This is a genomic window from Kitasatospora sp. NPDC002227 (genome assembly GCF_040296285.1).
GTDB lineage: Bacteria > Actinomycetota > Actinomycetes > Streptomycetales > Streptomycetaceae > Kitasatospora.
The window spans coordinates 233,811-245,258 of sequence record NZ_JBEOWY010000001.1 but is presented as its reverse complement, the minus strand read 5'-3'; the positions used below and the strand labels follow the sequence as shown (position 1 = coordinate 245,258).

Sequence of the window (11,448 nt, the reverse complement as noted above, 5' to 3'; positions counted from 1 at the left end):
GCTGGTCGACCTGAGGCGCGCCGCCCGATCGACGTCCTGCCGGGCGGAGACGCCGAGTCGCTGGCCGCATGGTTGCGTGACCACCCAGCAGTCGAGGTGATCTTTTTACACAGAGCCGCGGTGAGGTACCCCCGCTGACCTGGACAGCTTGATACCGGGACGGATGGTCCCGGAGGAAGCAGCCCAGGCAGTGAGCAAGCAGAGCAACAGGAGCAAGCGGTACCCGGCCGAGTTCAAGCGGGACGCGGTCGAGCTCGCGCTGTCCTCGGACAAGACGGTGACCGAGGTGGCCACCATCAGGCCTGGCGTGGCGGCTCCCGCTGCGTGCCCCACCGCACCGTGGGTGGCCGCACGGACCGTCCCGGCTCCGGCGGCGGTCAGGACCAGAAGAACGTGCCGACGGCCTCAGCGGCGAGGCGTCGGAGACCTGGTGCTGCAGGTGGAGGAGGGCGAGCCCGACACCCTGATGTACTGCATCCACACCGGGGTGGTGGACGGCTCCCCGCCGCCGACCCCGCAGGAGGTGAGCTTTTTTGGGGCCTGGACCAGCCGGGAGTTCGCCCACCGCTTCGCCGGGTTCGTCCGGGGAGCCGCCGTCGGCTGACGGCGCTGATCGATCAGGATTCGAGAAGCCCCGCCGACCGGCGTCACATAGCGTGAACACATCGCCGGGGGATGCGCCGCCGGTCAGCGTGGTCAGGAGGACCGAGTGAGCTACGTAGTCGACTTCGACAAGGTGTCCACCGTCGGCCTGGAGTCGTCGCCGGTGGCCGAGCGGCTCGCCGGGTTGCGGGCCAATGAGGCCCGCTATTTTAAGACCAAGTACGACCACACCTTCACGGTGGAGCCCGCGGAGGAGGCCGGCGAGGTCGTCGACTGGGTGCACCGGATCCTCCGGGAGGAGCGCGAGATCGTCATCGCGTCCCGGCCCCTCGAAGCCACCGCCTTCCAGGTCGAGAACATCAAGATGGCCTACGTCTTCTACGAGAGCGGGCTGTCGATCAACGTGATGTACACCCTCGACGACGGGAAGCGGGCGGTCGGGTTCAAGCTCTCGGAAGGGATGGAGGTCCCGGAGGAGCTCGCCGAGCGGTTCAAGTTCGCCCGCCAGAAGTCGAAGCTCGCCGGGACGATCCGTGGGTCGTTCTTCGTCATCAAGAACGAATACGGCGCCCTGTAGGGCGCCGGGTGGGCCTGGGGTGACAGCAGCGGCGAGCAAGGGGCCGGCGGGTTGTGGGTTCAGTAAGACGAGTCGGACCGCGGTGTCCATTAGGGTGAGCGCGCCGGCCTGTGAACGGTCAGCGATTTCCCCCACTTCTGCGGCTTCATGGTCACGGATTTGGCCAGGGCCGCGGTCACGAGTCCTCAAGCGGAACTTGACCGCGACGAAAGCCTTGAACACCCCAGATCATGTGGTTTGACCTGCTAGTGATCGTTCGGTCCGAATCGTTCAGGTTCCCCTTGGGCATCCCCGAGCCGGGTTGAGGGTCCTGACCGTCTCGGAGTCGTCACCGTCCCTCGACCGACAGGCCGAGAGGTCGGCGGACACTCTGGAACCAGCTCGCGGCCTCGTTGGGGGTGGACCGCGAGACCATCAGGAAGTATCTGGCGCCTGCGGAGGCGTCCGGGATGGCCCCGGGTGGGCCGCCCACGAGCGAGGCGGACTGGGGCAAGCTGATCAAGGGCTGGTTCCCGGAGCTGGCCCGGCGCCGGCTGAACCAGGTACCCGGCGTGGTCGTAGACGGTGAGCTCGGCGGCGACGGTGGCGCGCAGCACGGCGGCGCCGAGGACGGCGGAGACGACCTGGCAGGTGAGCAGGAGGGCGACGGATCTGCGGTCGATCCGCCAGCCGAGCCGGAAGGCGCGGACCACCGGGCTGGGCAGGCGGCGGGCCATCGCGGTGACGCTGATCGCCTCGATCGCCTTGATGCGGCGGCCGTCGGCCGGCCAGCGGAGTTCCTCGTCGGCCTTTGCTGTCTCTTCGGACGGGGTGTCGTGGTGCTCAAGCGGCCTCCCTCGGTGGGGGGGTGAACGCTGTACCCGTACTCGGCCGGTGGCGCCGCCAAACCCGGCCCGGGTGGCCAGGCCGAAATGTGGTCGATCGGGATGATCTTCGTGATGGTGCGGCCCGGGATCGTCGTCCCGGGCCAGTGGGCTGAGGATCCGGTCTGTCCGGTCGTCAGTCGGTGTACATCGACCATTCGTTGTTGTAGATGCCGCTGGGCAGCACGCCCGCGTAGCCGGGGTCGGCGTAGAACACCACCGTGCCGTGGGCCCACTTGCCGTTGTAGAAGGTGAGGGTGTGGCCGGAGTTGTTGACCACCGAGGCCGCGTGGCCGCCGACGCTGACGCCGTAGCCGGAGCCGTTGCCCCAGTTGGCGAAGGTGAACTCGCTCAGGTCGCCGTAGCCGCCGGGGCTCCAGTGCTCGAAGGCTCCCCAGCCGTACTGCGGCGAGTTGTAGTAGAGGCAGATGCTGCCGCTGGGGCAGGTCTCGGCGCCGGTGGGAGCGGCGGCGTAGGACGGTGCGGTCGTGCCGACGAGCGTGGCGCCCGTGGTCACGGCGACGAGAGCGGCGGCTGCGAGCCTGCGCATGGTGCGATCTCCTGTTCGTTGGCGGTTCGGGCCGAGCCTGGCAGAGGCGGCTTACGCGGGACTTACCGTGCACTGACGGTGGGCCGACCCGGCGGAACGGCGGAGCTCCCGACCACGGGAGGCGGCCGGGAGCTCCGGGTGGTTCAGGGCGGCGGGGTCAGCAGGGGAAGGTGCCGCTGTAGAGGGCGTGGCCCGAGGAGGAGGTGCCGGCGCCGAAGCCGTAGATGCCGTCGTCCGTCCAGACGGCCTCGCGGGAGCCGCTGATGCAGGTCGAGGTGGGGGCGATGGCGAAGCCCTCCAGGTTGTCGACCGGCATGACGGCCGGGTTGGTGTAGGTCACGTCCGGGACGATGACGCCGCTCGCGTCGACCTTCATGAAGGTGTGGGTCTCGCCACAGGTGTTGTCACAGGTGGCGACGATGCGCTGGGTGCCGGCGTCGAACATCACGTCCATCACCGAGACCTTGCCGGTCGCGACGGTGCCGAAGGTGGTGAAGGAGCCGTCGGAGTTGAGGCCGTAGACGTGCAGGGTGCCGTCCCACTCCAGGCCGGCGAAGAACAGGCCCGAGCCGTGCAGCGGGTAGTTCGCCGGGTTGTAGGCGGCGCCGGTCAGCGGGTCGACCCAGCCGTTCGCGGTCAGCCAGGAGTCCGGGACGTAGCTGACGCCCTCGAAGCCGAGGTTGGCGTCGTCCTTGCTGCCGGTGTTCAGCTGCGGGAACTGCGAGGTCATGTCCCACTGGTGGACCGGGGTGAGGCTCGAGCCGGTGGCCGCCGGGTCGAACTCCATGATGGTGTCCTTGGGCACGGTGTTGTCGGTGTTGTCGCGCTCGGAGGTCACGTAGACGTGCCCGTTGGCGCCGACGGTGAGGCCCTCGGAGTCTGGCTGGCCGGTGCCGCCCGCGAACTTGATCTGCTTGCCGGTGGCGCTCCAGGACGCGTCCGGCACCCACTTGCCGCCGCTCTTGACCAGCTTGTAGAGCCAGCTCTTGTTCTTCGCGCCCCACAGCACCGAGGGGTTGGCCGGGTCGAAGGCCAGGCCGCTCAGGTCACGGCCCTCCGGGCCGGCGGAGGTGGTGAAGGCGCAGACGTTGTCGGCGATCGTGACGTCCAGGCCGCCCGGCCAGGCCAGGGTGCCGGACGGGGTGGAGCCGGTGCCGGAGGGCGCCTCGGGGGTGCAGCCGCTGGTGAGCGCGCCACCGCCGCCGAGCAGCTGGCCGGTCTGGCCGCCGCCCCCGCCGCTGCCGGTACAGGAGTTGGCACCGCCGAAGGAGGCGGTCACGGCCGTCCGGAACCAGCCGGTGCCGTTGGCGCAGCGTTCCTCCGAGGGGCTGGCGGCATTGGAGGCCCAGGTGACCGAGTCGATGGTGGTGCCGCTGCCGTCGATCAGGAAGAGGGAGTCGTTGGCGCCCAGCCCCAGGGCCGAGTTGAAGGTGACGTAGCCGCCCGCCGGGACGGTGGTCGCGCTCGGGGAGGAGGACGAGACCGGGACCGGGGCGTGGGTGGTGTCGTTGTCGACGTACTTCCAGGTGCCGATGCTCACCGCCGTGGTGCCGCCGTTGTAGAGCTCGACGGTGTCCAGGCCGTCCGAGGTGACCTCGTTGATCCGGACCTTGCTCGCGGCCGGCACGGGCGGGCAGCCCCCGGCGTTCGCGGCGCCGAAGGTGGTCGCGGTGGTCAGCGTCACCCAGGCGCCGGTGCCGTCGCCGCCGCAGCGGGCCATGGCCGGCTTGGCCGCGTTGGTGGCCCATTCGACCCGGTCGACCACGGTGCCGCCGGCGGTGTAGAGCACCACCTTGTCCGAGTCGCCCAGGCCCTTGGGGGAGTTGAAGGTGACGAAGCCGCCGGCCGGGATGGTGGCGGAGGACGGCGAGAACGCGGTCGGCGAGAAGCTGTCGTCGGACATCTTCCAGCCGCTGATGCTCACCGCGGCCGTACCGGTGTTGAACAGCTCCACGGTGTCGCTGTTCGAGGAGGTGACCTCGTTGATCCGGACGTTCTGGTAGCCGGCCGGGTCGGCGGCGGCCGCGGGCTGGGCGGTGACGAGGCCGGTGGCGACGAGTCCTGAGAAGCTCAGTGCCGCGGCGCACGCTGAGGCGACGCCAGTACGCGAGCGAGAGGTAGGCATGACGCCGAACTCTGCTGATCCAACGTGGAAACGACGTGTACGCGGGCTGAATGCCACCTGCTGGCCGCCGGAACGCCAGGCGCGCGTCCGTCGCACCGGCACCCCTGGCCGCAGGGGTGTTCGGACGTCCTCCTAACATCGCTTGGTCAGGGTGTCGTGCTTTAGGAGGAACGTCCATGCAAGCCCGGAAGATCGGCGTGGTGGCCGCGACGGCGGTGGCGGCCCTGGCCGCCCGTGACCTCATGCAGAAGCGCCACGCGCTGCTCCGGAACTTCCCCGTCGTCGGGCACGCCCGGTACCTGCTGGAGACGATCGGGCCCGAGCTGCGGCAGTACATCGTGACCTCCAACGAGGAGGAGCGCCCGTTCAGCCGCGACCAGCGCAGCTGGATCTACGCCTCCGCGAAGGAGGAGAACAACTACTTCGGCTTCGGCACCGAGGTGGACGTCGAGCACGTCCAGGGCCATGCCTACCTCAAGCAGCGCACCTTCGCCGACAACCTGCCCGACACGCACGACCCGCAGGCCCCGCTGCCCTCGGCCAAGGTGCTCGGCGGCCCGCGCGGGCGGGCCAAGGCGTTCCGCCCGGCCAGCGTGGTCAACATCTCGGCGATGAGCTTCGGCTCGCTCTCCGGCGCGGCCATCACCGCCCTCAACAAGGGCGCGGCGCTCGCGGGCACCATGCACAACACCGGTGAGGGCGGGCTCTCCCCGCACCACCGCGGCGGCGGCGACCTCGTGCTGCAGCTCGGCACCGCGTACTTCGGCTGCCGCAACGAGGACGGCAGCTTCAACCTGAGCAAGCTCAAGCAGGTGGTCGAGAGCGCGCCGGTCAAGGCGATCGAGATCAAGCTCTCGCAGGGCGCCAAGCCGGGCCTGGGCGGCATGCTGCCGGGCGCCAAGGTCACCCCCGAGATCGCCGAGATCCGCGGCATCCCGGTGGGCAAGGACTGCGCCTCGCCGTCGCGGCACACCGCGTTCAGCGACGTGGACTCGATGCTGGACTTCGTCGAGCTGCTCGCCACCGAGACCGGCCTGCCGGTCGGGGTGAAGAGCGCGGTCGGTGAGCTGGGCTTCTGGCAGGAGCTGGCCACCCTGATGGCGCGTCGGGACCGCGGGGTCGACTTCGTGACCATCGACGGCGGCGAGGGCGGCACGGGCGCCGCGCCGCGGATGTTCGCCGACTCGGTCTCGCTGCCGTTCCGGATGGGCTTCTCCCGGGTGTACGGCACCTTCGCGGAGCTCGGGCTGACCGACGAGCTGACGTTCATCGGCTCCGGCAAGCTCGGCCTGCCCGAGAATGCCGCAGTGGCTTTCGCACTCGGGGTCGACATGATCAACGTGGCGCGGGAGGCGATGCTCTCGATCGGCTGCATCCAGGCGCAGAAGTGCCACACCGACAGGTGCCCCACCGGCATCGCCACCCAGAACCCGTGGCTGGCCCGGGGCCTGGACCCGGCCTCGAAGTCCACCCGGGCCGCCGTCTACCTGCGCACCCTGCGCAAGGAGCTGATGAAGGTCTCCTCGGCCGTGGGCGTCGCCCACCCGTCCCTCATCACGCCCGCGGACGTCGAGGTCATGAACGGCGACTACGAGGCCCGCACCCTGGCCGACCTGTACGGCTACCAGGAGGGCTGGGGCGAGCTCGGCCCGCAGCTCGCCAAGGAGATCACCGCGCTGATGACGGCCCGGTAGTCCCCCGCGCCCGGGGCCCCGTGTAGCTGCCTCGGGCGCGCAGCCGCAGCGGCTCCTCGCGGTACTCCTCCACCGCGTGGGCCAGCCAGCCCGGGGTGCGGGCCACCGCGAAGACCACCTCGCCGGCCTCCGCCGACAGCCCGGCGGTGAGCGCCAGGGCGGCCAGCGCCAGGTCGACGTTGGCCCGCAGTGCCGGGTGCCCGGCCGGGCCCGCCGCCGCCTCGACCTCGGCGACCGCCCGCACCACGGCCGCCCCGCCGTCGAGCCGGGCCACGGCTTCGAGCAGGGCGGCGGCCCTCGGGTCGCCCTCCGGGTAGAGCGGGTGGCCGAGCCCGGGCACCGGGCGGCCGGTGCGCAGATGGTCGGAGACCACCGGCAGGGCGCCGCCGGCCAGCACCTCGCCGAGCAGCCGGTACGCCAGCGAGCTGGCCGCGCCGTGCAGCGGGCTGTCCGTGGCGCCGAGCCCGGCCGACACCACCGCGTACGGGTTGGCCCGCGCGGAGGCCGCCACCCGGGCCGCCACCGTGGACACCGCCAGCTCGTGGTCCATGAGCAGCACCAGGGCGCGGTCCAGGCAGGCCAGCGCCTCCGGCGCGGGCGCGGCCGTGGCGAGCCGGCTCCAGAGCCGGGCCGCCAGCGTGGCATCCGGACCCGGGAGGGGGCCGGTGGGCGGGAGCGCCTCCACCATCCCGGCGATCAGGGCGGACCCGGCGGCCAGCACCGTCTGCTCGCGCAGGTCGAAGCGCAGCGGGTCGAGCGCGGCGGCGACGCCGGCGGAGATCCGGAGCCGGTCCGGCAGCCGGATCCCGGCCGGCAGTGCGGCGGCGGTCCGGGCCAGTGCCTCGGCCGTGGCCGGGGGCACCCGCAGCGCCACCGGGGCGTCGGCGCCGTGCCCCCAGAGCCAGCCGATCGCGGCCTCGAAGCCGTACCGGGCGGCCAACTCGACGGCGTCCCGGCCCCGGTAGTAGAGCCGGCCGTGCTCGATCAGGGTCAGCCCCGTCCGCAGCGTGACCGGTTCGTCGGCGGGCGGGCGCACCACCGTGCGGCGGCCCCGGGCGGCCAGCTCGGCCACCTCGCGGGCGTCGAAGGTGCTGCCCTTGCCGCCGGGAGCGCGCTCGCTGCTCAGCTGGCCACGGCTGGCGTAGGCGTACACCGTCTCGACCTTGACGCCGAGTCGCTCGGCGACCTGCTGGGTGGTCAGCCGTTCGGCCATGCTCCGCCCGTCCTCCCGATGCGTCGTGCTGATGATCCAGAGTATTGCACATTGATTCCAATCAACGTTGACAACATGGATCAATGATCGGAGAGTACGAACGTCAACGCGAACGCCGGGAAAAGGGGTTGCTGCCATGCCGAACACCATCGAGATCGAGGTCCCCCGCGGCCTCAAGGGCGTCGTGGTCACCGACACCCGGCTGAGTGACGTCCGGGGGCTGGAGGGCTTCTACCACTACCGCCAGTACTCCGCGATCGAGCTCGCCGAGCAGCGCACCCTGGAGGACGTCTGGCACCTGATGCTGGTCGGGGAGTTGCCGGACGCCGCGGGCCGCGCCGCCTTCCTGGCCCGGACCGCCGCGCTGCGCCCGCTGCCCGCCGCGCTGCGCCAGGTGCTGCCCGCGCTGGCGGCGAGCACCGCGCACGGCGGTCCGCTCGCGGCCCTCGGCGCCGCGCTGTCGGTCGCGGCGGCCGGCCGCGGCCTGCGGCCGCTGTACGACACCGAGCCGGCGGAGCGCCTCGAGGACGCGCTGTTCGCCACCGCGCTGGTGCCCACCGTGCTGACCGCCCTGCACCGGCTGCAGCGGGGTGAGCAGCCGGTGGAGCCCCGGGCGGACCTCGGCTACGCGGCCAACTACCTCTACATGCTGACGGGGGAGGAGCCCGAGCCGGCCAAGGCCCGGGCGATCGAGCAGTACCTGATCTCCACGGTCGACCACGGCTTCAACGCCTCGACCTTCACCGCCCGGGTGATCGCCTCCACCGGGGCCGATCTGGTGGCGTGTCTGGTCGGCGGGCTCGGCGCCCTGTCGGGGCCGCTGCACGGCGGTGCGCCGAGCCGGGCGCTCGACACCCTGGACGCGATCGGCACCCCGGACCGGATCGACGGCTGGATTCGGCAGCGGGTGCTGGCCGGTGAGCGGATCATGGGCTTCGGGCACGCCGTGTACCGGACGGAGGATCCGCGCTCGCGGATGCTGCGCGGGGTCGCCGAGTCGTTCGGCGGCGAGCTGGTGGAGCTCGCCGTGCAGGTGGAGGCCCGGGTCGAGGAGATCCTGGCCGAACTGAAGCCCGGGCGGGAGCTGCACATCAACGTGGAGTTCTACGCCGGCGTGGTGATGCACCTGTGCGGTCTGCCGAGGGAGATGTTCACCCCCACCTTCGCCGCAGCGCGCGCGATCGGCTGGAGCGCGAACGTCCTGGAGCAGGCCGCCGATCCGAAGATCATCCGCCCCGCCGCCCGCTACGCCGGACCGGCCGCGCCGCAGCCGCTGCCGATGGTCTGACGGCCCGTCGGTGCACCCTTGCCCGGGTGGGGCACACCCTCGTCATTGGTCCAGACCTATTGACGCGTCAGGTCGTCCCTCCTACGATCCCGACCGGTACAGCCCCCACATGTCCCCACCTCACCCGTTGCCGGGCGGCACGCCCCCACGCGATGGTCATGTCCATGGCGCCCGGCGGGAAGGGAGCACCACATGTCCAGTCGGAGGTCGCTCGCCCCGGGCCGCGCCGTGCCCAAACCGAGCCTGCTGAGGAGATCCCTCGCCGGAGCGTGCGCGGTCGCCGTGGTCGGCGCCGGGATCGCCGTGGCCGGGTCCGTCTCCGCCGGGGCCGCCACCACCAACCTGGTGGCCAACCCCGGCTTCGAGAGCGGACTTTCGGGCTGGAGCTGCTCCGGCGGCTCGGCCGTGGGCAGCCCGGTGCACTCCGGCGCCGGCGCGCTGCAGGGCACGCCGATCGGGCAGGACGACGCCCAGTGCAGCCAGACCGTCAGCGTGCAGCCCAACTCCCAGTACACGCTGAGTGCTTACGTCCAGGGCAGCTACGTCTACCTGGGCGCCACCGGCACCGGCCTGACCGGTACCACCTCGACCTGGACGCCGAACAACGCGGCGTACGGGCAGTTGAGCGTCTCCTTCGGCACCGGGGCGGGCACCACCTTGGTGACGGTCTATCTGCACGGCTGGTACGGACAGCCGGCCTACTACGCCGACGACGTGTCACTGCTCGGGCCGGGCGGCAGCAGCCCCTCGCCCTCGCCGACCTCGGCCCCGCCGACCTCGCCTCCGCCCACCAGTGCGCCGCCCACCTCCGTGCCGCCCACGAGCACGCCGCCCACCAGCACGCCCCCCACGAGCACGCCGCCCGGTGGTGACACCTGCCCCACGAAGCCCAGGCCCGCCGGCAAGGTGCTGCAGGGGTACTGGGAGAACTGGGACGGCGCCGCGAACGGCGTGCACCCGGGGATGGGCTGGGTACCGATCACGGACAGCCGGATCGCCGCGCACGGCTACAACGTGATCAACGCCGCCTTCCCGGTGATCCTCTCGGACGGCACCGCGCTATGGCAGGACGGCATGGACTCGGGCGTCAAGGTCTCGACCCCCGCCGAGATGTGCCAGGCCAAGGCGGCCGGGGCGACCCTGCTGATGTCGATCGGCGGCGCCGCCGCGGGCATCGACCTGAGCTCGAGCACCGTCGCCGACAGGTTCGTGGCGACCGTGGTGCCGATCCTGAAGAAGTACAACTTCGACGGGATCGACATCGACATAGAGACCGGCCTGTCCGGCAGCGGCAGCATCGGCACGCTCTCCGCCTCCCAGGCCAACCTGGAGCGGATCATCGACGGCGTGCTGGCCCAGATGCCGGCCGGCTTCGGCCTGACGATGGCGCCCGAGACCGCGTACGTCACCGGCGGCAGCGTCACCTACGGCTCGATCTGGGGTGCCTACCTGCCGATCATCAAGAAGTACGCCGACAACGGCCGGCTGTGGTGGCTCAACATGCAGTACTACAACGGCAGCATGTACGGCTGCTCCGGCGACTCCTACCAGGCGGGCACCGTCCAGGGGTTCACCGTGCAGACCACCTGCCTCAACAACGGTCTGACCATCCAGGGCACCACGATCAAGGTGCCCTACGACAAGCAGGTGCCCGGCCTGCCGGCCCAACCAGGTGCGGGCGGTGGGTACATGGCGCCGAGCCTGGTCGGCCAGTCGTGGAGCGCCTTCGGCGGCGCGCTCAAGGGGCTCATGACCTGGTCGATCAACTGGGACGGCTCGAAGGGCTGGACATTCGGCGACAACGTCAAGGCCCTGCAGGGCCGTTGAGCCGATCCGGTCCGGTCCCCGCGCGGGGACCGGACCGGATCGGTTCGCGGCTCAGTCGCAGTTCGTGAACTCGGTGGTCTTGGTCACGTAGGTGCCGGCCGAGTTCTGCATGTCGAACCAGACCTCCAGGCAGTTGCCGTTGCCGGGGTAGATCGAGACCGGGCCCGCGTAGTAGAGGAAGTGGCCCGCGTCGTAGCCGGTCTGGCCGGTGGAGTAGACATCCTTGATCTGGATGTCCATCCACTTGTACATCCCGGAGTACACCCCCTGGGCCTCCAGGTAGGCGCAGGCGCCGTTCTGGTACTGGAAGATGTGCCCGGTGGAGGCCGGCCGGCCCGAACTGTCGTAGAAGGGGTAGGTCCAGGAGAGCACGGCGCCGGACGGGCAGCTCGCGCTGGCCGAGGCAGGCGCCGCCGCGCCGATCCCGCCGGCGAGCACTCCCGCGAGCAGCCCGGTGGTGGCCAGCAGTGAGCGGAACTTACGGATCATCATCGTCGGTCTCCCGTGGTCAGCAGTGGTGCTTCTGTTGCTCGACAGACCTTGGCAAGCGGCAGTCACAGCAGACTTACCGCTCGCTGACGCGCCGCAAGCGGAATGCCGCACTCCATACAGTGAATAGTCACTGTATGAGAGTTGGAACATTCGTTATCCGGATGCTCTTCACCACCAGGTGTCGGATCCGGAAGGCTTCCCCGTGTTTCGGACAGG

Annotated in this window: 10 protein-coding genes and 1 pseudogene; 7 read left to right on the top strand and 4 right to left on the bottom strand. The window is 70.9% G+C overall.

Going from position 1 to position 11,448, the window contains the following annotated elements; genetic code table 11:
• Positions 1-190: 190 nt before the first annotated feature.
• From ABT095_RS01040 to ABT095_RS01030, 3 genes are all read left to right on the top strand, one after another.
• Positions 191-604 carry a transposase gene (locus ABT095_RS01040; protein ID WP_350527104.1) on the top strand — a complete coding sequence of 138 codons (414 nt, stop codon included), beginning with the start codon at positions 191-193 and terminating at the stop codon, positions 602-604.
• A gap of 105 nt (positions 605-709) precedes the next feature.
• Positions 710-1,180 carry a DUF8821 family protein gene (locus tag ABT095_RS01035; RefSeq protein ID WP_350527103.1) on the top strand — a complete coding sequence of 157 codons (471 nt, stop codon included), beginning with the start codon at positions 710-712 and terminating at the stop codon, positions 1,178-1,180.
• Between the two features lie 398 nt (positions 1,181-1,578).
• Positions 1,579-2,031, top strand: coding sequence for a hypothetical protein (locus ABT095_RS01030; protein WP_350527102.1), 453 nt, complete (start codon positions 1,579-1,581; stop codon positions 2,029-2,031).
• A gap of 148 nt (positions 2,032-2,179) precedes the next feature.
• On the opposite strand, the gene ABT095_RS01025 is transcribed toward ABT095_RS01030, so the two are convergent.
• Entirely contained in the window at positions 2,180-2,593 is a 414-nt protein-coding gene (locus ABT095_RS01025) for a hypothetical protein (protein WP_350527101.1), read from the bottom strand.
• A 157-nt stretch (positions 2,594-2,750) separates the two neighbouring features.
• The gene (locus ABT095_RS01020; RefSeq protein ID WP_350527100.1) at positions 2,751-4,718 is read right to left on the bottom strand and encodes a lamin tail domain-containing protein; all 1,968 of its coding nucleotides are present in this window, start codon (positions 4,716-4,718) and stop codon (positions 2,751-2,753) included.
• A gap of 176 nt (positions 4,719-4,894) precedes the next feature.
• Here ABT095_RS01020 and ABT095_RS01015 point away from each other — a divergent pair, with 176 nt between their 5' ends.
• On the top strand, positions 4,895-6,412 hold the full coding sequence (locus ABT095_RS01015; RefSeq protein ID WP_350527099.1) for an FMN-binding glutamate synthase family protein: 1,518 nt from the start codon (positions 4,895-4,897) through the stop codon (positions 6,410-6,412).
• On the opposite strand, the gene ABT095_RS01010 is transcribed toward ABT095_RS01015, so the two are convergent.
• Positions 6,387-7,625, bottom strand: coding sequence for a citrate synthase (locus tag ABT095_RS01010; RefSeq protein ID WP_350527098.1), 1,239 nt, complete (start codon positions 7,623-7,625; stop codon positions 6,387-6,389). The two genes, ABT095_RS01015 and ABT095_RS01010, sit on opposite strands and share 26 nt — an antisense overlap.
• Positions 7,626-7,761: 136 nt before the next feature.
• Between ABT095_RS01010 and ABT095_RS01005 the strand changes: the two genes are divergently transcribed.
• The 3 genes and pseudogenes from ABT095_RS01005 to ABT095_RS00995 all read left to right on the top strand — a co-directional run bounded on the left by ABT095_RS01005 (position 7,762) and on the right by ABT095_RS00995 (position 10,740).
• Positions 7,762-8,913, top strand: coding sequence for a citrate/2-methylcitrate synthase (locus tag ABT095_RS01005; RefSeq protein WP_350527097.1), 1,152 nt, complete (start codon positions 7,762-7,764; stop codon positions 8,911-8,913).
• Positions 8,914-9,105: 192 nt separating this feature from the next.
• Positions 9,106-9,537 (top strand): annotated as a pseudogene (locus tag ABT095_RS01000) (carbohydrate binding domain-containing protein); the annotation flags it as partial.
• Positions 9,538-9,723: 186 nt separating this feature from the next.
• On the top strand, positions 9,724-10,740 hold the full coding sequence (locus tag ABT095_RS00995) for a chitinase (RefSeq protein ID WP_350527270.1): 1,017 nt from the start codon (positions 9,724-9,726) through the stop codon (positions 10,738-10,740).
• 51 nt (positions 10,741-10,791) lie between these two features.
• Here the strand turns inward: ABT095_RS00995 and ABT095_RS00990 are convergent, their stop codons facing one another.
• A complete protein-coding gene (locus tag ABT095_RS00990; protein WP_350527096.1) occupies positions 10,792-11,232 on the bottom strand; it encodes a hypothetical protein in 441 nt (146 codons plus the stop codon).
• Positions 11,233-11,448 lie beyond the last annotated feature (216 nt).

Coding starts and splice junctions, on each gene's coding strand:
- ABT095_RS01025 (WP_350527101.1), bottom strand. CDS start 2,593: ATGCGCAGGCTCGCAGCCGCCGCTCTCGTCGCCGTGACCACGGGCGCC.
- ABT095_RS01020 (WP_350527100.1), bottom strand. CDS start 4,718: ATGCCTACCTCTCGCTCGCGTACTGGCGTCGCCTCAGCGTGCGCCGCG.
- ABT095_RS01015 (WP_350527099.1), top strand. CDS start 4,895: ATGCAAGCCCGGAAGATCGGCGTGGTGGCCGCGACGGCGGTGGCGGCC.
- ABT095_RS01010 (WP_350527098.1), bottom strand. CDS start 7,625: ATGGCCGAACGGCTGACCACCCAGCAGGTCGCCGAGCGACTCGGCGTC.
- ABT095_RS01005 (WP_350527097.1), top strand. CDS start 7,762: ATGCCGAACACCATCGAGATCGAGGTCCCCCGCGGCCTCAAGGGCGTC.
- ABT095_RS00990 (WP_350527096.1), bottom strand. CDS start 11,232: ATGATGATCCGTAAGTTCCGCTCACTGCTGGCCACCACCGGGCTGCTC.